Source organism: Streptomyces sp. NPDC051909, assembly GCF_040681095.1.
GTDB lineage: Bacteria > Actinomycetota > Actinomycetes > Streptomycetales > Streptomycetaceae > Streptomyces.
Genome location: NZ_JBFAYA010000013.1, coordinates 107,495 through 129,535, shown reverse-complemented (window position 1 = coordinate 129,535; position 22,041 = coordinate 107,495). Strand labels below are relative to the sequence as shown.

Here is a 22,041-nt window from a genome sequence, read left to right as displayed (position 1 = left end):
ATCACGCTACGTGGTGGAGTTGTCGCCCGGTGGAGGGAGCGCTCTGCCCGGCCGGGTGGTCGAGGGTGTGCACGGTGACGAACTGGGGCTCGACGCGCATGTAGACCGGCTCGAAGGGCTCGCCGTCCACGGTCGTGGGCTCCGTGCCGAAGGCCGCCCGCTCCTCGGCGGTGGGCTCGATGATCTCGGCGGTGCCGGTGAACTGCACCGACCACAGGTGCTCCTCGCCCGAGTGCAGGTTGTCCGCGCCGTACGCGACGACGCTGCCGTTGCAGGCCCGGTGGTAGCCGAGGCCCCGGTGCAGCCGGATCAGGACGCGGCCGCCGGCCACGACGTGGCGGGCCGGGGCGACGAAGGGCATCGCCCGCATGCTCGTGGCCAGCCGCCCGTACGCCACACGGTTCAGCAGCTCGATGGCGCGGATCTCCTCGATGGACATGGTTCCACTCTCCGCCACCGGCACGGTGTCGGAAAAGGGGCCCCTGCCCCGGTTCGGCAGGACGTAGGTCCCGAATCCGGGCCGGCCGGCCCGGATCGCACCCGTTCGGATGAACGGAAACCGGACAGGCCGAGGGCATGACCCGGGGTCTGTCCGGACAGGCCCTAGCGGCGTTCCGCCTGCATCCGCGCCACGTACGCGGCGGCCTGGGAACGGCGCTCCATGCCCAGCTTCGACAGCAGGCTGGAGACATAGTTCTTGATCGTCTTCTCCGCGAGGTGGAGGCGCTCGCCGATGGCCCGGTTGGTCAGGCCCTCGCCGATCAGATCGAGGATCTTGCGCTCCTGCTCGGTGAGACGGGCGAGCCGGTCGTCGCCCTTCGGGCCGCTGCCGTCCCGCAGCCGCTCCAGGACCCGCGCGGTGGCCACCGGGTCGAGCAGCGACCGGCCGGCGGCGACGTCCCGGACCGCGTTCAGGAGCTCGTTGCCGCGGATGGCCTTGAGGACATAACCCGAGGCTCCGGCCATGATCGCGTCGAAGAGGGCCTCGTCGTCGGCGTACGAGGTGAGCATCAGGCACTTGATCGCATCGTCCTGGGAGCGGACCTCGCGGCACACCTCCACCCCGCTGCCGTCCGGGAGCCGGACGTCGAGCACGGCGACGTCGGGGCGGGTCGCGGGGATCCTGACCAGGGCGTCTGCGGCGGTGCCGGCCTCGCCGACCACCTCGATGTCGTCCTCGACGGACAGCAGCTCGTGGACGCCGCGCCGCACGACCTCGTGGTCGTCCAGCAGAAATACCCGGATTTTTCCTTCTTCGCGCACGAGGTCAGTCTCACATATTGGCTCTTCCCGCGCCCGGGGTGCCCGGGATAACGTGCCGGGTGTTCCGACGACGCCGTCGGGCGCTTGTCCATGCGCTGACCAGGGACGAGTCCCGCTTTTCTCGATTTACTTGGAAATCCAAGCAAAATTGCAGGTCAAGTGGGGTTTCGCAGAATTGTTGCGCTGTGGGTAACGTGCCAGTGACGGCGTACGCCGGGGCACCTGTCACGCCCGACCCCGGCCGCGTCGCACCCACCCCGTGCGAAGGGTACGGACAGGGCGGAGCCGCACTGGCCCTGACCGGCGAACCCGGGGGCCGGACCGACGGAGGAGCACGCACGTGACCGTGGAGAGCACTGCCGCGCGCAAGACGACGCGACGCAGCAGCGGCACCAAGCGCACCACCAGCGCGACCGCGAAGAAGGCGCAGGCCCCGCAGCAGACGGAGCCCGAGCTCATTCAGCTGCTGACGCCCGAGGGTGAGCGCGTCCATCACCCCGAGTACGACATCGACCTGAGCGCCGAGGAGCTGCGCGGCCTCTACCGCGACATGGTGCTCACCCGCCGCTTCGATGCCGAGGCCACCGCCCTGCAGCGGCAGGGCGAGCTGGGCCTGTGGGCCTCGCTGCTCGGCCAGGAGGCCGCCCAGATCGGCTCCGGCCGCGCGCTGCGGGACGACGACTACGTCTTCCCGACCTATCGCGAGCACGGCGTCGCCTGGTGCCGCGGGGTCGACCCGACCAACCTCCTCGGCATGTTCCGCGGTGTGAACAACGGCGGCTGGGACCCCAACAGCAACAACTTCCACCTGTACACGATCGTCCTCGGCTCGCAGACCCTGCACGCCACCGGCTACGCCATGGGCATCGCCAAGGACGGCGCGGACTCCGCCGTGATCGCCTACTTCGGCGACGGCGCCTCCAGCCAGGGCGACGTCAACGAGTCGTTCGTCTTCTCCTCGGTCTACAACGCCCCGGTCGTGTTCTTCTGCCAGAACAACCAGTGGGCCATCTCCGAGCCCACCGAGAAGCAGACCCGCGTCCCGCTCTACCAGCGCGCCCGCGGCTTCGGCTTCCCCGGCATCCGCGTCGACGGCAACGACGTCCTCGCCTGTCTGGCCGTGACCCGGTCGGCGCTCGAGCGCGCCCGCCGCGGCGAGGGCCCGACGCTCATCGAGGCGTTCACCTACCGGATGGCCGCCCACACCACCTCCGACGACCCGACCCGCTACCGCCGGGACACGGAGCGCGAGGCCTGGGAGGCCAAGGACCCGATCCTGCGCCTCAGGACGTACCTGGAGAAGGAGGGTCACGCCGACGCCGCCTTCTTCGAGGCCCTTGAGACGGAGAGCGAGGAGCTCGGCAAGCACGTACGCGAGGTCGTCCGCGCCATGCCCGTACCGGACCACATGGCGATGTTCGACAACGTGTACGCGGACGGGCACGCGCTCGTCGACGAGGAGCGCGCGCAGTTCGCCGCCTACCAGGCGTCCTTCGAGGGCGGAGAGGCCGAGTAATCATGGCTGTTCAGAAGCTTCCCCTGGCCAAGGCGCTCAACGAGTCGCTGCGCAAGGCCCTGGAGACCGACCCCAAGGTCGTCGTCATGGGTCTGGACGTCGGCAAGCTCGGCGGTGTCTTCCGGATCACCGACGGTCTGCAGAAGGACTTCGGCGAGGACCGGGTCGTCGACACCCCGCTCGCCGAGTCCGGCATCGTCGGCACCGCGATCGGCCTCGCCCTGCGCGGCTACCGCCCGGTCGTGGAGATCCAGTTCGACGGCTTCGTCTTCCCCGCGTACGACCAGATCGTCACCCAGCTGGCGAAGATGCGGGCCCGCTCGCTCGGCACCGTGAAGATGCCGGTCGTCATCCGCATCCCGTACGGCGGCGGCATCGGCGCCGTCGAGCACCACTCCGAGTCCCCCGAGTCGCTCTTCGCGCATGTCGCGGGCCTCAAGGTGGTCACCCCGGCGAACTCCTCCGACGCCTACTGGATGCTCCAGCAGGCCATTCAGAGCGACGACCCGGTCATCTTCTTCGAGCCCAAGCGCCGCTACTGGGACAAGGGCGACGTCGACGTCGACGCCATCCCCGGCGAGCTGCACAAGGCCCGGGTCGCCCGCGAGGGCACGGACCTCACGCTCGTCGCGTACGGCCCGATGGTGAAGACCTGCCTGGAGGCGGCCGCGGCCGCCGCCGAGGAGGGCAAGTCGATCGAGGTCGTGGACCTGCGCTCGATCTCCCCGCTCGACTTCGACACCATCCAGGCCTCGGTCGAGAAGACCCGCCGGCTGGTCGTCGTCCACGAGGCCCCGGTGTTCTTCGGCTCCGGCGCGGAGATCGCCGCCCGGATCACCGAGCGCTGCTTCTACCACCTGGAGGCCCCCGTCCTGCGGGTCGGCGGCTACCACGCGCCGTATCCGCCGGCGCGCCTGGAGGAGGAGTACCTGCCGGGCCTGGACCGCGTGCTCGACGCCGTCGACCGCTCGCTGGCGTTCTGAGGAGATCAGCACGATGACGATCCGCGAATTCAAGATGCCCGACGTGGGCGAGGGCCTCACCGAGGCCGAGATCCTCAAGTGGTACGTCCAGCCCGGTGACACCGTCACCGACGGGCAGGTCGTGATCGAGGTCGAGACGGCGAAGGCCGCTGTCGAACTCCCGATCCCGTTCGACGGCACCGTGCACGAGCTGCGCTTCCCCGAGGGCACGACGGTGGCCGTGGGCGAGGTCATCATCACGGTGAACGTGGGCGGCGAGGCCCCGGCGGCTCCGGCCGCACCCGCGGCCCCGGCCGCCGAGGAGGCCGAGCCGGAGGGCCGGCAGCCGGTCCTCGTCGGTTACGGCGTGGCCGCGTCCGCCACCAAGCGCCGGGCCCGCAGGACGGCCGCCCCGGCCGAGGCCGCTCCCGCGGTGGTCCCCGAGCAGCTGAACGGCCACGGTCCCGCCGTCGGCGACCGCCCGCTGGCCAAGCCGCCGGTGCGCAAGCTCGCCAAGGACCTGGGCGTCGACCTGGCCACGGTCACCCCGACCGGCCCGGACGGCATCATCACCCGCGACGACGTGCACCGCGCGGCGGCCCCGGCCGCTCCGTCGGTCCCGGCCCCGGCGGCCGCGGCTCCGGTGGCCGAGGCCCCCGCGGCCGCGCCGGCCCCGGCTCCCGCGCTCACCGTCCCGTCGGACGCCCGGGAGACCCGTATCCCCATCAAGGGCGTACGGAAGGCCACGGCGGCGGCGATGGTCGGCTCGGCCTTCACCGCGCCGCACGTCACCGAGTTCATCACCTTCGACATCACGCGCACGATGAAGCTGGTCGAGGAGCTCAAGTCCGACAAGGACATGGCGGGCCTGCGGGTCAACCCGCTCCTCCTCATCGCCAAGGCGGTCCTGGTCGCGATGAAGCGCAACCCGGGCGTCAACGCGGCCTGGGACGAGGCCGCCCAGGAGATCGTGCTCAAGCACTACGTGAACCTGGGCATCGCGGCGGCCACCCCGCGCGGTCTGATCGTGCCGAACATCAAGGACGCGCACGCCCAGACCCTGCCGGACCTGTCGCGCTCGCTCAGCGAGCTGGTCTCCACCGCCCGCGAGGGCAAGACCACCCCGGCGGCGATGCAGGGCGGCACCTTCACCATCACCAACGTCGGCGTCTTCGGCGTCGACACCGGCACCCCGATCATCAACCCGGGCGAGTCCGCGATCCTCGCGGTCGGCGCGATCCGCTTCCAGCCCTGGGTCCACAAGGGCAAGGTGAAGCCCCGCCAGGTCACCACCCTGGCGCTGTCCTTCGACCACCGCCTGATCGACGGCGAGCTGGGCTCGAAGTTCCTGGCCGACATCGCGGCGATCCTGGAGCAGCCGAAGCGGCTCATCACCTGGGCGTAGCTGTCCGGTTACGTTGTTTCACGTGAAACACCCGGTCGGGGACGAATCCGTCCCCGACCGGGTGTTCTGCGTCGCGGATACGATCGTCTCCACGGCCCGGGCGGAGAACGGGGGGCAGGGCGTGGCGGACACAACCGAGCCGGCGGAAGCCCGCACCGTTGATGCCGGAACCTCTTGCTCGCGCTCCCGACTGCGCCGCCGCGAGAACGACGAAACGGACTTCCGCTATCCGCCGCTGACCTGCACCATCAGCGAGAGCGACCTGCTGCCGCCCGTCTGACCTCGTCAGATGCGAGAGACCGGGTGGTCTCCGGCCCGGGCCATGTCCCGCTCGGGAAGGACCGGCCGAGCGGCCGGGGCGTCCGCGGGGGAGGCCGTGGCGGCCTGCCGCGGCGCCGGGGTGTTCAGACGGATCTCCTGGATGCCGCGCTTGAGGCCGGAGCGGATGCGCTGCGACAAGGGGCGTTCCACGAAGCGGTGGATCAGCCAGGCCAGGATCAGCATGCCGAGGACGACGGAGGCGACGAGGGGGGCGGGCGCGACCCGGTCGCGGAAGTGGTGGATCACGGCGATGCCGAGCGCCATGTGGATGATGTACAGCGGGTAGGTGAGCGAGCCCGCGGTGGTCAGCCAGCGCCACTGGATCCGGTCGAACAGGCCGAGCGCGATCGCCGCGATCGCGAGGAAGCCGAGCAGGAGGATCAGGCGCGCGGGCCAGGTCGGCAGCGATTCGGAGAGGTGGGTACCGAGGTTCGTGTTCATCCGGCCGCGCACGTAGTGCTGGGCGAGCAGGAACTGGATGATGACGATGCCCCACAGCAGGGGGGTGGGGCGGTAGCGGCGCATCAGATAGAAGGCGATGCCGGCGATGAAGTACGGCGCGTAGTGCGGCACCGCGAAGAAGTGGAGCAGCTTGAAGCCGGTGGTCGGCGCGGCGACCGCGGCCAGCGTCCAGATGCTGCAGAAGAGGATGCAGTTGCGGTACGTGACACCGCAGAGCACGACGATCGCGAAGAGCGCGTAGAACTTGAACTCCACGAACAGGGTCCAGTACGACTGATCCAGGTTCGGGACACCGAGACCGCTCTGCATCATGGTCAGGTTGACCAGGATGTCGCTCCACTGCTCGATCTTCTTGAGCTCCGGCAGCTCGGGAAGTATCCACAGGGCCAGCGCGGTGATCGCTATGCCCGCCCAGTAGGCGGGGAACAGCCGGGACGCCCGGGAGACGGCGAAGTCGCCGACGGTGCGGCCCCAGGCGCTCATGCAGATCACGAAGCCGCTGACGATGAAGAAGATCTCGACGCCCAGCCAGCCCCACACCGCGAAGGGGTGCAGGGTGGGGAAGATGTGCCCGCTGTTCCTGCCCCAGGCGGAGTTCAGCCCGACGTAGTGGTAGAGGACCACGATCAGGGCCGCGGTGATCCGCACCCCGTCCAGTGCGACGAGCCGTGGCGCCGACGCCGTCGATCTCCGGGCTGCCTGCCGTCCGGACATGGCGCGGGCCCCCTCCGCTAGCACGATTCTTTTTCCCGCCGACCGTAACAGCCCGCGCATGGGTTCCTCACAGTCGCCTGACAGTGTCCTTGGTCACCCGTGGGCCCGCCGTGTGTCCGCATCGCGGAAGGGGTCTGCCTGTTGCACCCCACTTGTATCTATGCTGTGCGCATGCCATCAGCACCCGTCAGTACGGGGCCGACCCTTGCACCCGTGAAGCAGCCGCCCGCCGCCGACCGGGTCTACATGCACGTCAAGCAGGCCGTGCTCGACCGGCGTTACGAGGGCGGGACGCTGCTCACCGAGGGGGAGCTGGCGCTGGCCGTGGGGGTGTCGCGGACGCCGGTGCGGGAGGCGTTGCTGAAGCTGGAGATGGAGGGGCTGCTCAAGCTCTATCCGAAGAAGGGCGCGCTCGTGCTCGCCGTGTCCGCGCAGGAGATCGCGGATGTGGTCGAGACCCGACTGCTGGTGGAGGAGTTCGCGGTGCGGCGGGCCGTGCCCGCGCCGGCCCGGCTCGTCGCACGCCTTGAGGAGCTCCTCGAGGAGCAGAAGCGGCGGGCCGAGGCCGGGGACCTCGCCGAGGTCGCCGTCACCGACCGCTGCTTCCACGCCGAGATCGTCAAGCACGCCGGCAACCAGATCCTGGCCCGCCTCTACGACCAGATGCGCGACCGGCAGCTGCGGATGGGCGTCGCCGTGATGCAGTCCCAGCCCGACCGGATCGCCAAGAACATCGCCGAGCACGAGGAGATCCTGGACCGGATCAGAGCGGGCGACGCCGAGGGGGCCGCGCACTGCGTCCGCCAGCACCTCAGCTGGGTCAAGGTGCTCGCACGGGGTGAGGTGCGGTGAGCGCCCCGTCCCTGCCCGGCGACCCGCCCGGCGGCCGGCGCGCCGCCCTCGTCTGGGGCGTCGGCGTGGCCGTCTACTTCGTCGCCGTCATCTTCCGGACCTCGCTCGGCGTCGCCGGGCTCGACGCGGCCGACCGCTTCGACGTCAACGCCTCCGCCCTGTCGACCTTCTCCATACTCCAGCTGCTCGTCTACGCCGGCATGCAGATACCCGTCGGCCTCATGGTCGACCGGCTCGGCGCCAAGAAGGTGCTGACCATCGGCGTCCTGCTGTTCACCCTGGGCCAGCTGGGCTTCGGGCTCTCCCCCTCGTACCCCATGGCGCTCGCCTCCCGCGCCCTCCTCGGCTGCGGCGACGCGATGACCTTCATCAGCGTGCTGCGGCTCGGCAGCCGCTGGTTCCCGGCCCGCCGCGGCCCGCTGGTCGCCCAGGTCGCCGCCCTCTTCGGCATGGCCGGCAACCTCGTCTCGACGATCTTCCTCTCCCGCGCCCTGCACGGCCTGGGCTGGACCACCACCTTCGTCGGCAGCTCCCTCGCCGGCGCGGTCGTCCTCGTCCTCCTCCTGCTGTTCCTGAAGGACCACCCCGAGGGGTACGAGCCCGCGCCCGCCACACACGCCGGCGCCGCGTTCGTACGCCGCCAGATCGCCGAGTCCTGGCGCGAGCCCGGCACCCGGCTCGGCATGTGGGTGCACTTCACCACCCAGTTCCCCGCGATGGTCTTCCTGCTCCTGTGGGGCCTGCCGTTCCTCGTCGAGGACCAGGGGCTCGCCCGGGGGACCGCCGGAGAACTGCTCACCCTCGTGGTGCTGTCCAACATGGCCGTCGGCCTCGCCTACGGGCAGATCATCGCCCGCCACCACGCCGCCCGCGCCCCGCTCGCCCTCGGCACGGTCGCCGCCACCGCCCTGCTGTGGGCCGCCGTCCTCGCGTACCCCGGCGACCGCGCCCCGATCTGGCTGCTCATCACCCTGTGCGCCGTCCTCGGCGCCTGCGGACCCGCCTCGATGATCGGCTTCGACTTCGCCCGCCCCGCCAACCCGCCCGAGCGCCAGGGCACCGCCTCCGGCATCGTGAACATGGGCGGCTTCGTCGCCTCCATGACCACGCTCTTCGCCGTGGGCGTGCTGCTCGACGCGACCGGCGACGACTACCGGATCGCGTTCTCCTCCGTCTTCGTCCTGGAGGCCCTCGGGGTCGTCCAGATCCTCCGGCTCAAGTCCGCCAGCGCACGCCGGGAGCGCGAACGCCTCGTCGCCAGCCGCGTCGAGACCGTGCACGTCCCCGTATAGAGACCGCCGGTACTCCTAGTTCGGCGTCACCGCGAAGTGCGCCAGGATCGCCTCCGCCAGCGCCTCGTCGCCCTCCGTCTTCACCCGGTCGGCGACATCCGCCGGGCGGACCCGGCCACAGGCCAGGCGCACATAGGTCTCCCAGTCGGTCGCCAGCGTCACCGCCGGGCCGAGGGAGGGCGCGCCGTCGATCGAGCCGTTGCCCTCGGCGTCGACGCGCACCGTGCGTAGGAACTCCACCGGGCCGGTCACGTCCAGGACGACCGCCGAGGGCGCCGGCGCGCCCGCCTCCTTGGCGACCACGTGGGGAAGCGCCTCCAGGAGGACGTCGCGGGCGATGTACGCGCCGGGGGAGTCCAGGTTGCCCGGCGCGTTGAGCGCGGTGCGCAGGTCCTGCTCGTGCACCCAGCAGTCGAAGGCGCGCATCCGGTAGGCGAGTTCCAGGGTCTGCTGAGCGCCGAGCGGGGCCCGCATCATGGCGTCGGGCTGCCGGGTCTCGTTGCGCAGCTGGCGCGCCCGGCGGATCAGGATGTACTCCAGCTCCGAGGTCATCTCCGGCGCCGTGTGGTGCCGCCGCACATCGACCTGCATCTCCATGTAGCGGCTGAAGTCGCTGCGCACGTGGTAGAGGTCGCGGGGCAGGCTGTGGATCGGGCGCGGGTCGCCGAGCATCTCGGTCTCCATGCCGATGACATGGGAGACGATGTCGCGGACCGACCAGCCCGGGCACGGCGTGGCGCGGTTCCACTCGCCCTCGACGAGCGGCTGCACCAGCTCGGCTATCGCTTCGATGGAGTGGGTCCAGGCGTCGGCGTAGTTCTGGAGGCTGGGATGGACGGTCACGGGACCCCTCGGCGGTTCTTCGATACGCGGGCTGGAGCGGCAAGCGGGCTGAAAACATGACTGCGTGGGAGGCTCGGACGCTAAGTTACGCTGCCCGAAGGCACCCCGGCAGTGCTTTCAGGTGACGATCGTAGGCCGGTGTTGACGGCTCGAATGCCAGGACGGTGGTAGTGTGCGCGCCTCGCTCCTCCAGATCGCAGTAGATTCGGACGAATCGGTGGAGAGCCGCCGCGAGCGGGTCGCCGCCCTGGTGCGCGCCGAACGCGGCGCCGCCGATCTCGTCGTCCTCCCCGAGCTGTGGCCGATGGGCGCCTTCGCCTACGAGGCGTTCGCCGCCGAGGCCGAGCCGCTGAAGGGCCCCACGTACGAGGCGATGTCCGCCGCCGCGCGGGACGCGGACGTGTGGCTGCACGCCGGCTCGATCGTCGAGGCCGTCGGGACCCTCGGGACCCCCGCCCTCTACAACACCTCGCTCGTCTTCTCCCCCGACGGCGAGCTCGCCGCGAGCTACCGCAAGATCCACCGCTTCGGCTTCGACAAGGGCGAGGCGGTCCTCATGGCGGCGGGCGAGGACCTGGTCACCGTCGACCTGCCGCGGCTCACCGTCGGCGTCGCCACCTGCTACGACCTGCGCTTCCCCGAGCTCTTCCGCGGCCTGGTCGACGCGGGCGCGCAGGCCTTCGTGATCCCGGCCGGCTGGCCCGCCCGGCGCCGCGCGCACTGGACGCTGCTCGCGCGGGCCCGCGCGGTCGAGAACCAGGCGTACGTGCTCGCCTGCGGCACCGCCGGCACCCACGCGGGCGTCGAGCAGGCCGGGCACTCGATCGTCGTCGACCCCTGGGGCGAGGTCCTGGCGGAGGCGGGACCCGGCGAGGAGATCCTGCGCGTCGACCTCGACCCGGCGAAGGTGACGCGGACGCGGGAGCAGTTCCCGGCCCTGAAGGACCGGGTCCTGGGCCGCTGAGGCGACGTCAGGGCCCGGGCGGGAGGCTTCGGTACGGGGTCTCGTTACGGGGTCTCGGTACGGGGCGTGCCAGGCCTCAGTACGAGGCCTCCGCCCACAGCTCGGCCACCCGGCGCGCCCCCGCCTTCACCGCACCCACCCGCGTCAGGGCCGAGCGGTCGACGCCCGCGAAGATCAGCGCGAGCGCCAGGTCCGCGGCCTCCGCCCGGCCGCCCTCGGCCCGTACCGCGAGCCGCGCGCCCTTCCCGCGCCCCGACTCCCGCACGGTCACGGTGACGCCCGGGTCCTCGTCGTCGGCGGCCCGGGTGAGGGTGTAGCCGCGTCGGTCGAGGGCGGCGAGCCGGTACGCGTCGCCCGCGTGCCGCAGCTGCAGGGCGCGCTGGACGAGGGTGGCGCCGATCCGGTTGCGGGCCAGGTACACATGCCGGTCGCCGACCCGCAGGGTGGCCCGGTTGAGGGTGGGCAGCCGCAGGTTCTCGACGTGGATCCCGCGCGACTCGAAGGTGGTGACCGGCAGCAGCCCGCCCCGCGCCTCCGAGACCACCGACTCCGGGACGACCCGCGGCAGCGGGCAGGTCAGCACGATCTCCCCGAACTCCGGCGACGTGCCCCGCCACCCGGAGCGGACGTCGGGCCGCCTGCCCTCCTTCCACGGGGCGAGGGTGAAGGGGGTGACGGTGGTGTGCACGGATACGGCTCCTTCGGATCCTTCAGACGGTGATGGCGTTCAGGGCGGCAGGTCCGCTCGCGGCCCGGACCTCGACCCCGGGCGCGTACTCCGCCCACGCCGACGCCAGCCGGGACACCGCCTCCGTGAGGGTGGCGGGCGGCAGCAGGAAGTGCAGCCGCAGCCGGCGGGTGCTGCCGCCGAGGGCGTCCATGGTCGAGCCCGGGAGCACGGCCACCCCGTGGCGCAACGCGGTCTGGGCGAAGGACACGCCGTCGCCGTACGGGAGGCGGACCCACAGCGTCTGGCCGCCGGCGGCCGGCGGGCAGTGCCAGTCGGGGAGCCGGCGGGCCAGTTCGGCCCGCAGGTGGGCGTGCCCGGCGCGCAGCTCGGCCAGCCGGGAGTGCAGCACCGGTGCGAAGCCGTCGAGCAGCCGGGCCGCGACCAGCTGGGAAGGGACGTCACTGCCGAGGTCGTGCAGCGCCTTCAGCCGGGCCAGGCGGGCGATCAACGGCGCCGGGCCGCGCGCCCAGCCGATCCGCAGGCCGCCCCAGACCGCCTTGCTGAGCGAGCCGACGCCGATGACCTCCGTACCGTACGAGGAGAGCGGCGGCGGCCCCTCGTGACCGGCACCGGAGTCTTCGAAGCCCAGCTCGGCCAACACCTCGTCGTCGATCAGCGGTACGCCGTGCTCCTCGGCCGCCACGACCAGGCGCCGTCCGAGGAGCGGCGGCAGGACGGTGCCGGTCGGGTTGTGGAAGCGGGGGATCACATAGGCCAGGGCGGGGCGGTGACGTTCCATCACCCGGACCGCCTCCGCCACGTCGAGGCCGTCCGGCCCCACCGGCACCGGGTGCGGCACGGCCGCCGCCTCCCGGAACAGGTCCAGCGCCCCCGGATAGCTCGGCGCCTCCACGAGAACGCCGTCGCCGGGCGCCACGAGCAGCCGGGTGAGCAGCCCGATGGCCTGCTGGGCGCCGGTGGTGACCAGGACCTGCGCCGGGTCGGTCGGCACGCCCCGCCGCTCGTAGCGGCGGGCGATCGCCGACCGCAGCGCGGGCAGCCCGGCCGGGTGGTAGCCGAGGTCGTGCGCCGGGAGTTCGAGGCGCGCGTACGCCTCCGCGAGCGCGGGCGGCGGGGCGGGCGGTGCGGCACAGCTGAGCAGCAGCACGTCGTCGGAGGGTTCGAGCAGATGCAGGAACATCGGGTTGGACGTCTCCGTGACCCGCGGCGCCCCGGGCGGCGGCGGGGCGAGCGCGGTCGGCGCCACCCGTGTGCCGCTGCCCTGCCGGCGCACCAGACGCCCCTCCTGGCGCAGCGTCTCGTACGCGGCGACCACCGTCGTCCGCCCCACCGACAGCGCGGTCGCGAGCCGTCGGTCCGGCGGCAGCGGGGCGCCGGGCGGCAGCATGCCCTCGTCGACCAACTGGCGTATCCGGGCGGCGAGCAGCAGAGAGAGCGGGCCGCGGCCGGCCGACCAGCGGCCGAGCCGGGCGACGAGTTCCGGCAGAGAAGGCGTCATTGGATCCATCGGCGGACCAATCTGCCGGGATTGGTCCTGTGGACGCAAGCGCTCCGTCCCCAGACTGTCCGTCATGACCGCCGACACGCAGCTGAATCAAGCCGACCACCGTCCCGGGTCAGCCCGGCCCGAGTCCACCCGTCCCGGGTCAGCCCGTCCCGAGTCCACCCGTCCCGAGTCCACCCGTCCCGAGACGCTCGCCGTCCACGCGTCCCAGCCGGAGATCCGCGGCAGCCGGCCGCTCGGCGTGCCCATCCACCAGAACCACGTCTTCGCCTTCGACAGCGCCGACGCGCTCGCCGAGGCCTTCGGCTCCCCCGACGAGTTCCTCTACAGCCGCATGGGCAACCCCACCGTCCGCGCCCTGGAGACCTCGGTCGCCCGCCTGGAGGGCGGCGCCGACGCGCTCTCGTACGCCTCCGGGATGGGCGCCATCAACGGCGTACTGCTCGCCCTCCTCTCCAGCGGCGGGCACGTCGTCGCCCAGCGCTGCCTGTACGGCGGCACCTACGCCCTGCTCACCGACCTCGCCGCGCGCTGGGGCGTCGAGGTCACGTACGTCTCCGGGACCGACGCCGACGAGGTGCGCGCGGCGCTGCGGCCCGGGACGGCGCTGCGGCCCGGGACCGCGCTGCTCTACCTGGAGACCATCGCCAACCCCACCACCCGGGTCTCCGACCTGCCCGCGCTGATCGCGGTGGCGCGGGAGGCCGGGGTGCCGTCGGTCGTCGACAACACCTTCGCCTCGCCGCTGCTGTGCCGGCCGATCCCGTCGTACGGCGCGGACGTCGTCGTGCACTCGGCGACCAAGTACCTCGCCGGGCACGCCGACGTCCTCGGCGGCATCGCCGTCTTCCGCGACACCGTCCTGCACCGCCGGGTGCGGGAGCACGCGGTCGAACAGGGGGCGGTCACCGACCCGTTCGCCGCCTGGCTGACCCTGCGCGGGCTGCAGACCCTGCCGCTGCGCGTCGAGCGGCAGAGCGCGAGCGCCGCCGACCTGGCCGCCCGCCTCGCCGCCCACCCGGCGGTCGCCGCCGTGCGGCACCCTGCCCTGGCCTCGCACCCGGACCACGAGATCGCGGCCCGGCTGCTGCCGCGGGGCGGCGGCGGGGTGGTCTCCCTCGACCTCGCGGGCGGCCGCGAGGCCGGCCGGACGTTCGTCGAGGCCGTCCGGCTCGCCTCGCTCAGCGTCTCGCTCGGCGACGTGAAGACCCTGGTGATGCACCCCGCGTCGACCTCCCACCGGCAGCTCGACGAGCAGGCACTCGCCGCGGCCGGCATCGGGCCGGGCACGGTGCGCCTCTCGGTCGGCATCGAGCACGTCGAGGACCTGTGGGCGGACCTGGAGCAGGCCCTGGAACAGGCCCTCGCCAAGGCTGTGTGACGCGGGGCCGGTCTCAGTCCTCCCGTTCCCGCTCGGCCATCCGGATCACGCACACCGCGACCGCGACGAGCAGCGCCGGGTCGGCGTCCTCGCGGACCACGTTCACGGCGTAGGTGTCGCGGACGTGGAACCACTGGCGGGAGATGTGGGCGAGGAGTTCGCCGTCGTACTCGACGGTGAACTCCCGGTCCAGGATCCGGCCGCTGACGTCGAGTCCGGTGCCGTCGACCAGGGTGACGCGGAAGTGATTGCGGAGCAGGGAGAGGCGCTTGCGGCGGATGGTGGCGAGCGGGCGGTCGTCCCGCTCGATCGTCATCGCGTCCCGCAGGCTGAACATCTTCTGCCGCAGGGTGACGAGCACCCGCCCGTCGGGGTCCTTCAGCTCCAGGGTGTCGCGCAGCCGCAACGCCTTGCCGTCGACGAGGAAGGCGTGCCGGCCCCGCTCGTCCTCGATCCAGTAGTCGTCGCCGATGGCGAAGATCTTGTCCCGTACCAGGTATTTCATGGGGGAATGCCTTCCCCGCCGACAGGGCTTCAGCGCATGAAGTAGCGGGTGAACGGGTCCGCGCCGACGCCGAGGGGGTCGCCGAACGGCGTGTCCAGCTGATGGATCAGCAGCACCGTGAAGGCGATGAACCCGGACAGGCCCATCACGAGGATCACATGGGTACTGCTCCGGTTGAGCCCGAAGAGGAACATGAAGGCCACGGTCAGCACCCCGCCGATGACCAGGCCCGCCCACAGGACCACGGACAGGCGCTCCTCGGCCGCCGCCTCCCGGCCGCGCCGGGCGTCGTCCACGTACCCGACCTGCGCGAGCACCTCCTGCGCGGCGATCTGCTGGGCGGTGGTGCCGCGCCCGCGCAGCTCGCCGGCGGTGCGCAGCCGGTCGAGCAGCGTCCAGCCCTCGTCGCCGAGGGGCGCGCGTTCGGCCATCAGCGGCCACTCGACGTCCACGACATGGGTGGCGTACGAGCGGGCCGCCTCCCGCAGCGGTCCGCGCTGCTCGGCGGGCAGGGCGTCGGCGAGCAGATACGTCTGGTGCAGGGCGCTGGCCTCGGCCTGGACCCGGTCGTCGGCGGCGGCGCGGTTGTCCCAGACGGAGACCAGGCACAGGCCGAGCACCAGGGCGTAGAACACCGACACCATCATCGAGATGTACTCGGCGACGTCCTCGCGGACCTCCTCCCCCTCGCGGAGCGGGAAGAGCTTCGTCTTGACGTACACGGCGACGGCGGCGACCAGGGCGACGGCGAAGACGACGGCGAGGGTTTCCAGCAGGGCCATGAGGTCTCTCAGGAGGGCTCAGGTGTGGCGGTTGCCGAGGAGGACGGCCGCGATCGCGGCGGGGATCAGGATCAGCAGCAGGGTCAGGACGACGCCGAGGCGCGGGAGTTCGCGGGAGCGGCGCTGCAACCGGGGCAGCAGGCCCTCGTCGTCGGCGACGGTGACCCGCGCGGGCGGGGGCCGGACGGCGGGGAGCCGGGTGGCGGGGGCCTGCTCGGCGGGCGCCTGGGCGGTGGGTGCCGGGGAGGCGGGGTTTCCGGTGCCGGCGGCGGCCGGGGGCAGCGCTCCGCCGGCGACCGCGCCGAGCGCGGCACCGGCCAGTGCGTCGGTGGCCTCGGCGGCCTCGGTGGCCTCGGCGGCGGCTTCCGCGGCCGCCGCCCCTTCGGCCGCGGCCGCCGCCACGGCCTCGGCGATCGCCCCGGCTGTGGCGGGCGGTGTCGTACGGACCGGTGGCGTCCGGGCCGGGCGCGATGCCGGTGGCCCCGCTCGTGGCGGCGCAGGTGAGGTCCGCGGCGCGGGTGGGGCCGGCGGGGCCGCCACCCGGAACGTGGCCGAGGCGTGCGCCGTGAGCGGCGGGGGAGGGAGGCGTTCGCCGTGTTCGCCGAGGGTGGTGATCCGGTCCGTGCCCTCGGCGAGGCCCGCGCTGCGGTAGGCGCCGGGCCCGCGCCGTACGGTCGCCGCGCAGCCGGCGGAGGCGCCGGGGGCCAGCTCGGGCAGGGTGCACACGAGGCCGCCGGGCCCGGCGCCGAAGGCGGGGTCGGTGAGCCGGAGGGCGTGCACGGGGCGGTTGCCGCGGTTGGCGACCGTGTAGCGGACGGTGGCGGTGCCCACGGAGCCGCTCTGCCCGACCCGTACCGCCTCGGCGAGGGCGAGCGCACCGGCCACGCCCTCGTAACCGGAACGGGCGGTGGCGCGGGCCCGCTCACCCAGGGAGGGGATGTCGCCGGTGGCCCGGGCGGTCCCGGCGTGGCGGCCGGGCCGGGCGCGGAAGCGGGCGGTGCACACCATCGACCGGAGGGCGCCGAGCGTGCGCCGGGGGCAGCTCGCCCGGCCGCCGGGCACGCCCGGATCGTCGACGCCGACCGCGTACAGATCGGCCTCGCCCCGGTTGACCAGCCGGTACCGCTTCACCACGTACCCACCGGTCCGCACCACGACGCCGGCCCCGGCCGGCACCGTGTTCACGGTGATGCTCATCCCGAGCGCGTTCGCCCCGGCGCCGCCCGCGCTCGCGGTCTGCGGGCACAGCGCCAGAAGGAGCGAGAGCACTAACAGCGCCGGTGGCGCGTGCCGACCCCGCATGACGCCTCCCTCTCCCAGCAGCCGAAGAACCGAACGGCCGAATGGTCGGATGATCGTTCCGCCGCCCCATGCTGTCCGCCCCGCCCCCACCCCCACCCCCCAAGACACGCCCCACCCACCCCGCCCGGACCCCGCATTCACCCGTCCGGCGCGGAATGTGTTCGTCAGCGGCGCATTACCAGAAAGAGGAGCGCATGTACTCGGCTTCTGGTTTTCCAGGGCCGATATCGGTGCCTTTCTTCAGCGTGGGAGACATGCACCGACTCACCACTGCTGACCTCTACCTGCGTCTGTCACTGGACCGGGAGGGCAAAACCGCAATCGACCGTCAGGAAGCCGACTGCCGAGCCTGGGCGGAGCGCAACGGACTGACGATCCGCAAGGTCCACGTCGACCGTGGGCGCTCCGGCTACAAGAACGTCAGCCGCAAGGGCTTCGACGCCGCGATCACGGCCGTTGCCGCTGGGGTCGCCGGCGTACTGATTGTCTGGAAGATCGATCGGCTGTCCCGCAAGGGCATCAGTGAGGTCGGCAGGGCGCTCGACGAGATGGAACGCACTGGCGGACGACTGGTCTCCGTCATGGACGGCCTCGACACGAAGGAAGACGATGCCCGGGGCGCCATCGCGATGCTGGCGGAACTCGCGCGCAGCGAGTCACGCGATCTCGGGATGCGCGTCGGCAACGCGAAACGCTATTTGCGACAGAGAGGGCAGTGGATCGGAGGGCGTCCGCCGTACGGACTGTTGGTGGATCCGGAAACCAAGAAGCTCATCCACGACCCTGAGACCGCTGTCTACGCCCGCCTGATCGCTGACGAGGCGCTCTCCGGGAAGACGCTCGTCCGCATCGCCCGGCTGCTCAACGAACACGGGGTGGAATCGGCTCGCGGAGGCGAGTGGAACGCGTCGAGCGTCAAGCAACTCCTTCGCTCCCCGGCCTTCGCCGGTCTCATGCCGCAGACCGAGTACGAGGAGCAGCCGGACGGGACGCGTAAGTACAAGAACCGGGTATCTCTCTACCGGGATCCGGAGACGCTCGAAACCGTGAGCGTCGGCGAGGGGATCATTACGATCACGGAGCGGGAGCTGATCCTTCGTCTGCTTGAGGCACGCGTGTTCCCTCTGGCCGGCAAACGGCAGAGCCACGAGCAGGGAAGATCCCTGCTCACCGGCATGGCGCGGTGCGGGCTCTGCGGGGCCCGGATGAGCAAGGCCGGTACGTCGTACCAGTGTTCCGGCCACCGGATGGGGCGTGGATGCTCCGGTGTCTCAGCTCGGGTGGAGAGCCTCGACAGTTACGTGACCTGCGCGTTCCTGTCACGCGTACCGTCCTTGAACTCTCGTGATCCGTTGCTTGCTGTGATCACGGAGCGCCGCATGCGCAAGGAGAACGCGGACGTGTTTGCGAAGCGCGACGCCATCGAGGCGGAGCTCGCGGATGAGGAGGTCCGTTTGGCGGATCTGGAGGAGGCGAGGTATCTCCGTGGTGAGTTCGACGGCGTGGATGCAGTCGACCGGTACGACCGGATCGCCGGACGGCTGCGCAACCGGATCGCGGGCTTGCGCGCGGATCTGCTGCTGATGCCGACTCCTTCCACCGATCTCTCCTCGCTCCGGGACACCGGACTCCTGTGGGAAGCCTGGGAAGCCGACGATGTGGCCGGCAGGCGCGAGCGTCTTGGTCTCGCCATCGATCGGGTGGAAGTCCGGCGAGGAAGGGTGGGTGTCAGGTTCGACGGCGACGAGCGCTGCCGGATCGTCTGGGCTATGAGTGCCGCTGGCGAGGCGGGATCAGCATGTGACGAAGCGACGGAGTGAGGTCGCCACCGATGACGTTCCAAGGCCGCGTTGTGGTGGAACCTGGCCAGGCCTCCGGTGCCGTCGCACCGGCGGTCGTCTCGTCCCCGTCCGCAGCCATCCGTCGCGCCCGCTGCCGTACGTGTGTGATCCGACATTCCTACCAGGATGGCAAGCTTGAACCATGAACGATGCCGCCCCGGCGCCCACCCCCGCGCCTGCGCCCCGCCGTCCCCGTGTCCGTGCCCCCGAGCTGATCGGCAAGGGCGGCTGGCTGAACACCGGCGGAAAGGACCTGAAGCTCGCCGACCTCCGAGGTCGCGTATTGATCTTGGATTTTTGGACCTTCTGCTGCATCAACTGCCTGCACGTCCTCGACGAGCTGCGCGAGCTGGAGGAGAAGCACCGCGACACGCTCGTGATCGTCGGCGTGCACTCGCCGAAGTTCGTGCACGAGGCCGAGCACCAGGCGGTCGTCGACGCCGTCGAGCGGTACGAGGTGCATCACCCGGTGCTGGACGACCCGGAGCTGGCGACCTGGAAGCAGTACGCGGTACGGGCCTGGCCGACGCTCGTCGTCATCGACCCCGAGGGGTATGTCGTCGCCCAGCACGCGGGCGAGGGGCACGCCAACGCGCTTCGGACGCTCGTCGAGGAGCTGGAGGCGGAGCACGAGGCGAAGGGGACGCTGCGGCGCGGGGACGGGCCGTACGTGCCGCCGGAGCCGGTCGCGACCGATCTGCGCTTCCCCGGCAAGGCGGTGCTCCTGGAGTCGGGGAACTTCCTGGTCTCCGACACCACCCGGCACCAGCTCGTCGAGCTCGCCGAGGACGGCGAGACCGTCGTGCGGCGGATCGGCGGTGAGGGGGAGTTCCGGGAGCCGCAGGGGCTCGCGCTGCTGCCGGACGGGAAGGTCGTCGTCGCCGACACCGTGAACCACGCCCTCAAGACCTTCGACCCCGAGAGCGGGGTGATCGAGCGGATCGCGGGCACCGGCCGTCAGTGGTGGCAGGGCTCCCCCACCTCGGGCCCGGCCCTCGACGTCGACCTGTCCTCGCCGTGGGACGTCGCCTGGTGGCAGGGCAAGGTGTGGATCGCCATGGCCGGCGTGCACCAGATCTGGACGTACGACCCCGAGACGGGGACCGTCGAGGTCGCGGCCGGGACGACGAACGAGGGCCTGGTCGACGGGCCCGCCGCCGAGGCCTGGTTCGCGCAGCCCTCCGGGCTCGCCGCCACCGCCGACCGGCTGTGGATCGCCGACTCCGAGACCAGCGCCCTGCGCTACATCGACACCGACCATGTCGTTCACACCGCCGTCGGCACCGGCCTCTTCGACTTCGGGCACCGCGACGGCGCCGCCGACCAGGCGCTCTTCCAGCACCCGCTGGGCGTGACGGCGCTCCCCGACGGCTCGGTCGCCGTCTCCGACACGTACAACCACGCCCTGCGCCGCTTCGACCCGGCGAGCGGCGAGGTCACCACCCTCGCCACCGATCTGCGCGAGCCGAGCGACGCGGTCGTGGTCGGCGAGGACGTCGTGGTCGTCGAGTCCGCCCGGCACCGGCTGACCCGCCTCCGGCTGCCGGAGGAGGCCGTCCAGGTCGAGTCGGTCGCCCACCGCACCCAGCGCGAGGCCACCGACGTCGCCCCGGGCCGGCTCCGCCTCGACGTGGTCTTCCAGGCCCCGAAGGGCCAGAAGCTCGACACCCGCTACGGCCCCTCGACCCGCCTCCTGGTCTCCTCGACCCCGCCGGAGCTGCTGCTCGGCGGCGAGGGCACGGGAACGGACCTCTTCCGCGAGCTGGAGCTGAACCCGGAGGTGACGGAGGGCGTGCTGCACGTGTCCGCCATGGCCGCGTCCTGCGACGACGACCCGGAGAACGAGTACCCGGCCTGCCACGTGCACCAGCAGGACTGGGGCGTGCCGGTGAAGGTCACGGAGGACGGCGCGGCCCGGCTCCCGCTGATCCTCGCGGGCATGGACGCCTGAGGCCTGGACGTCTGACGAGCGGTGGCCCCGGCCGAACCGGCCGGGGCCACCTCACGTCTGGGGCCGGACAGGCCCTAGCCCTCCAGGAACGCCACCAGCGCGTTCGCCAGGTGGTGCGGGTCCTCCGCGCCGCAGAGCTCGCGGGCGCTGTGCATCGACAGGCAGGCCACGCCGATGTCGACGGTCGTGATGCCGTGGCGGGCGGCGGTGATCGGGCCGATCGTGGTGCCGCACGGCATGTCGTTGTTGGAGACGAAGGACTGCCAGGGCACGCCCGCCTTCTCGCAGGCGGCGGCGAACACGGCCCGGCCGCTGCCGTCGGTCGCGTAGCGCTGGTTGACGTTCACCTTGAGGATCGGGCCGCCGTTGGGGCGCGGGTGGTGCGTCGGGTCGTGGCGCTCGCTGTAGTTGGGGTGCACGGCGTGGCCGACGTCGGAGGAGAGGCAGACCGAGCCGGCGAGGGCCCGCGCCTTGTCCTCGTAACCGCCGCCCCGCGCGTACACCGAACGCTCCAGGACGTTCCCGAGGAGCGGGCCGTGGGCGCCGGTGTCGGCCTCCGAGCCGTTCTCCTCGTGGTCGAAGGCGGCGAGGACCGGGATGTACGGAAGGTCGGGGCGGCTCGCGGCGGCGGTGAGCGCGGCGACGCAGGCGTGCACCGAGATGAGGTTGTCCATGCGCGGGCCGGCGAGCAGCTCGCGGTCGCGGCCCAGGTAGGCGGGGGCCTCCAGGGCGTGCACCATCAGGTCCCAGCCCGCCACGTCCTCGGCGTCGACGCCCGCCTCCCCGGCGACGAACTCGATCAGGTCTCCCTCGTGGACCTCGCCCAGGCCCCAGATGGGCTGCATGTGGCGCTGGCGCTCCAGCTTCATGCCCTCGTTGACCTGGCGGTCCAGGTGGATGGCGAGCTGCGGCACGCGCAGCAGCGGCCGGTCCACGTTCACCAGGTGCTGGGATCCGTCCCGGAGCGTGAGCCGGCCGGCCACGCCCAGGTCGCGGTCGAGCCAGCTGTTGAGCAGCGGTCCGCCGTAGATCTCGACGGCGATCTGGCGCCAGCCCTCGCGGCCGAAGTCGGGCTGCGGCTTGACCCGCAGGTTCGGCGAGTCGGTGTGGGCGCCGACGATCCGGAAGGGGGTGTGCGGGGCGGCGCCCTCCGGCACGTACCACGCGATGATCGCCCCGCCGCGGAGCACGTACTTCCCGCCGGTCGTCCCCTCCCAGGCGGCGGTCTCCTCGACCTTGCGGAAGCCGGCCTCCTCCAGGCGCTCGGCCGCGTTGGCCACCACGTGGTACGGCGACGGCGAGGCCGCCAGGAAGGTCATGAGGTCATCTGTGTGGCCGCGGTCGAAGCGGGAAGGCGCGCTACTCATGACGTTCACCTTACGCATGTCTCGGAATGCGGACTGGGGGTACCGGACCGCTCCACGGCGCGAAGTACGTACACGGCGCGAATACGTACACGGCGCGAAGGCGTATACGGCGAAAGGCGGAAC

General features: G+C 72.0%; 20 protein-coding genes. 10 read left to right on the top strand and 10 right to left on the bottom strand.

The genetic code is table 11. From position 1 onward, the window contains the following. Position 1 precedes the first annotated feature (1 nt). Positions 2 to 439 carry a pyridoxamine 5'-phosphate oxidase family protein gene (locus AB0M18_RS21810; RefSeq protein ID WP_365760421.1) on the bottom strand — a complete coding sequence of 146 codons (438 nt, stop codon included), beginning with the start codon at positions 437 to 439 and terminating at the stop codon, positions 2 to 4. Positions 440 to 603: 164 nt separating this feature from the next. After that, positions 604 to 1,263 (bottom strand): response regulator transcription factor, encoded by a 660-nt coding sequence (locus tag AB0M18_RS21805; protein ID WP_365760419.1) that lies wholly within the window; start codon positions 1,261 to 1,263, stop codon positions 604 to 606. A gap of 340 nt (positions 1,264 to 1,603) precedes the next feature. Here AB0M18_RS21805 and pdhA point away from each other — a divergent pair, with 340 nt between their 5' ends. The 4 genes from pdhA to AB0M18_RS21785 are packed head-to-tail and all read left to right on the top strand — an operon-like array spanning position 1,604 to position 5,426. Continuing rightward, complete coding sequence (gene pdhA, locus AB0M18_RS21800) at positions 1,604 to 2,779, top strand: pyruvate dehydrogenase (acetyl-transferring) E1 component subunit alpha (RefSeq protein WP_365760417.1); 1,176 nt, start codon at positions 1,604 to 1,606, stop codon at positions 2,777 to 2,779. Between the two features lie 2 nt (positions 2,780 to 2,781). Next, the gene (locus AB0M18_RS21795; protein ID WP_265861526.1) at positions 2,782 to 3,762 is read left to right on the top strand and encodes an alpha-ketoacid dehydrogenase subunit beta; all 981 of its coding nucleotides are present in this window, start codon (positions 2,782 to 2,784) and stop codon (positions 3,760 to 3,762) included. A 13-nt stretch (positions 3,763 to 3,775) separates the two neighbouring features. Further along, positions 3,776 to 5,146 (top strand): dihydrolipoamide acetyltransferase family protein, encoded by a 1,371-nt coding sequence (locus tag AB0M18_RS21790; RefSeq protein WP_365760415.1) that lies wholly within the window; start codon positions 3,776 to 3,778, stop codon positions 5,144 to 5,146. A 22-nt stretch (positions 5,147 to 5,168) separates the two neighbouring features. Then, the gene (locus AB0M18_RS21785) at positions 5,169 to 5,426 is read left to right on the top strand and encodes a hypothetical protein (protein ID WP_365760614.1); all 258 of its coding nucleotides are present in this window, start codon (positions 5,169 to 5,171) and stop codon (positions 5,424 to 5,426) included. Positions 5,427 to 5,431: 5 nt separating this feature from the next. On the opposite strand, the gene AB0M18_RS21780 is transcribed toward AB0M18_RS21785, so the two are convergent. Beyond that, positions 5,432 to 6,643, bottom strand: a complete 1,212-nt coding sequence (locus AB0M18_RS21780; RefSeq protein WP_365760413.1) for an acyltransferase — start codon at positions 6,641 to 6,643, stop codon at positions 5,432 to 5,434. 171 nt (positions 6,644 to 6,814) lie between these two features. Here AB0M18_RS21780 and AB0M18_RS21775 point away from each other — a divergent pair, with 171 nt between their 5' ends. Then, positions 6,815 to 7,495 (top strand): GntR family transcriptional regulator, encoded by a 681-nt coding sequence (locus AB0M18_RS21775; protein WP_365760411.1) that lies wholly within the window; start codon positions 6,815 to 6,817, stop codon positions 7,493 to 7,495. Continuing rightward, entirely contained in the window at positions 7,492 to 8,787 is a 1,296-nt protein-coding gene (locus AB0M18_RS21770) for an MFS transporter (protein ID WP_365760409.1), read from the top strand. The genes AB0M18_RS21775 and AB0M18_RS21770 overlap by 4 nt, the downstream gene beginning before the upstream one ends. A gap of 15 nt (positions 8,788 to 8,802) precedes the next feature. On the opposite strand, the gene AB0M18_RS21765 is transcribed toward AB0M18_RS21770, so the two are convergent. Then, entirely contained in the window at positions 8,803 to 9,630 is an 828-nt protein-coding gene (locus tag AB0M18_RS21765; protein ID WP_365760407.1) for a maleylpyruvate isomerase family mycothiol-dependent enzyme, read from the bottom strand. A gap of 172 nt (positions 9,631 to 9,802) precedes the next feature. Here AB0M18_RS21765 and AB0M18_RS21760 point away from each other — a divergent pair, with 172 nt between their 5' ends. After that, complete coding sequence (locus AB0M18_RS21760; RefSeq protein ID WP_365760405.1) at positions 9,803 to 10,594, top strand: carbon-nitrogen family hydrolase; 792 nt, start codon at positions 9,803 to 9,805, stop codon at positions 10,592 to 10,594. Positions 10,595 to 10,670: 76 nt separating this feature from the next. Here the strand turns inward: AB0M18_RS21760 and AB0M18_RS21755 are convergent, their stop codons facing one another. Continuing rightward, complete coding sequence (locus AB0M18_RS21755) at positions 10,671 to 11,282, bottom strand: hypothetical protein (protein ID WP_365760403.1); 612 nt, start codon at positions 11,280 to 11,282, stop codon at positions 10,671 to 10,673. A gap of 22 nt (positions 11,283 to 11,304) precedes the next feature. Then, positions 11,305 to 12,783: a PLP-dependent aminotransferase family protein gene (locus AB0M18_RS21750; RefSeq protein WP_365760401.1), complete on the bottom strand. Its 1,479-nt coding sequence runs from the start codon at positions 12,781 to 12,783 to the stop codon at positions 11,305 to 11,307. A gap of 73 nt (positions 12,784 to 12,856) precedes the next feature. Between AB0M18_RS21750 and AB0M18_RS21745 the strand changes: the two genes are divergently transcribed. Then, a complete protein-coding gene (locus AB0M18_RS21745) occupies positions 12,857 to 14,170 on the top strand; it encodes an aminotransferase class I/II-fold pyridoxal phosphate-dependent enzyme (protein WP_365760399.1) in 1,314 nt (437 codons plus the stop codon). Positions 14,171 to 14,183: 13 nt separating this feature from the next. Here AB0M18_RS21745 and AB0M18_RS21740 read toward each other — a convergent pair whose 3' ends face one another. Genes AB0M18_RS21740 through AB0M18_RS21730 form a run of 3 tightly spaced genes read right to left on the bottom strand, consistent with a single transcriptional unit; the run spans position 14,184 to position 16,759 of the window. Beyond that, positions 14,184 to 14,675: an LURP-one-related family protein gene (locus tag AB0M18_RS21740; protein WP_365760397.1), complete on the bottom strand. Its 492-nt coding sequence runs from the start codon at positions 14,673 to 14,675 to the stop codon at positions 14,184 to 14,186. A 29-nt stretch (positions 14,676 to 14,704) separates the two neighbouring features. Further along, positions 14,705 to 15,457, bottom strand: a complete 753-nt coding sequence (locus AB0M18_RS21735) for a hypothetical protein (RefSeq protein ID WP_365760395.1) — start codon at positions 15,455 to 15,457, stop codon at positions 14,705 to 14,707. 18 nt (positions 15,458 to 15,475) lie between these two features. Further along, complete coding sequence (locus AB0M18_RS21730) at positions 15,476 to 16,759, bottom strand: hypothetical protein (protein ID WP_365760393.1); 1,284 nt, start codon at positions 16,757 to 16,759, stop codon at positions 15,476 to 15,478. A gap of 254 nt (positions 16,760 to 17,013) precedes the next feature. Here AB0M18_RS21730 and AB0M18_RS21725 point away from each other — a divergent pair, with 254 nt between their 5' ends. Both AB0M18_RS21725 and AB0M18_RS21720 read left to right on the top strand, forming a co-directional pair. Further along, positions 17,014 to 18,579 (top strand): recombinase family protein, encoded by a 1,566-nt coding sequence (locus tag AB0M18_RS21725; protein ID WP_365760391.1) that lies wholly within the window; start codon positions 17,014 to 17,016, stop codon positions 18,577 to 18,579. Between the two features lie 163 nt (positions 18,580 to 18,742). Then, entirely contained in the window at positions 18,743 to 20,551 is a 1,809-nt protein-coding gene (locus tag AB0M18_RS21720) for an NHL domain-containing thioredoxin family protein (RefSeq protein ID WP_365760389.1), read from the top strand. A gap of 74 nt (positions 20,552 to 20,625) precedes the next feature. On the opposite strand, the gene AB0M18_RS21715 is transcribed toward AB0M18_RS21720, so the two are convergent. After that, the gene (locus tag AB0M18_RS21715; protein WP_365760387.1) at positions 20,626 to 21,918 is read right to left on the bottom strand and encodes a M18 family aminopeptidase; all 1,293 of its coding nucleotides are present in this window, start codon (positions 21,916 to 21,918) and stop codon (positions 20,626 to 20,628) included. Positions 21,919 to 22,041: the final 123 nt, after the last annotated feature.

Bases quoted from the DNA above. Each gene is read 5' to 3' on its own strand.
- AB0M18_RS21810 (WP_365760421.1), bottom strand. From the start codon at position 439: ATGTCCATCGAGGAGATCCGCGCCATCGAGCTGCTGAACCGTGTGGCG.
- AB0M18_RS21795 (WP_265861526.1), top strand. From the start codon at position 2,782: ATGGCTGTTCAGAAGCTTCCCCTGGCCAAGGCGCTCAACGAGTCGCTG.
- AB0M18_RS21790 (WP_365760415.1), top strand. From the start codon at position 3,776: ATGACGATCCGCGAATTCAAGATGCCCGACGTGGGCGAGGGCCTCACC.
- AB0M18_RS21780 (WP_365760413.1), bottom strand. From the start codon at position 6,643: ATGTCCGGACGGCAGGCAGCCCGGAGATCGACGGCGTCGGCGCCACGG.
- AB0M18_RS21775 (WP_365760411.1), top strand. From the start codon at position 6,815: ATGCCATCAGCACCCGTCAGTACGGGGCCGACCCTTGCACCCGTGAAG.
- AB0M18_RS21750 (WP_365760401.1), bottom strand. From the start codon at position 12,783: ATGACGCCTTCTCTGCCGGAACTCGTCGCCCGGCTCGGCCGCTGGTCG.
- AB0M18_RS21745 (WP_365760399.1), top strand. From the start codon at position 12,857: ATGACCGCCGACACGCAGCTGAATCAAGCCGACCACCGTCCCGGGTCA.
- AB0M18_RS21740 (WP_365760397.1), bottom strand. From the start codon at position 14,675: ATGAAATACCTGGTACGGGACAAGATCTTCGCCATCGGCGACGACTAC.
- AB0M18_RS21735 (WP_365760395.1), bottom strand. From the start codon at position 15,457: ATGGCCCTGCTGGAAACCCTCGCCGTCGTCTTCGCCGTCGCCCTGGTC.
- AB0M18_RS21730 (WP_365760393.1), bottom strand. From the start codon at position 16,759: ATGCGGGGTCGGCACGCGCCACCGGCGCTGTTAGTGCTCTCGCTCCTT.
- AB0M18_RS21725 (WP_365760391.1), top strand. From the start codon at position 17,014: ATGCACCGACTCACCACTGCTGACCTCTACCTGCGTCTGTCACTGGAC.
- AB0M18_RS21720 (WP_365760389.1), top strand. From the start codon at position 18,743: ATGAACGATGCCGCCCCGGCGCCCACCCCCGCGCCTGCGCCCCGCCGT.
- AB0M18_RS21715 (WP_365760387.1), bottom strand. From the start codon at position 21,918: ATGAGTAGCGCGCCTTCCCGCTTCGACCGCGGCCACACAGATGACCTC.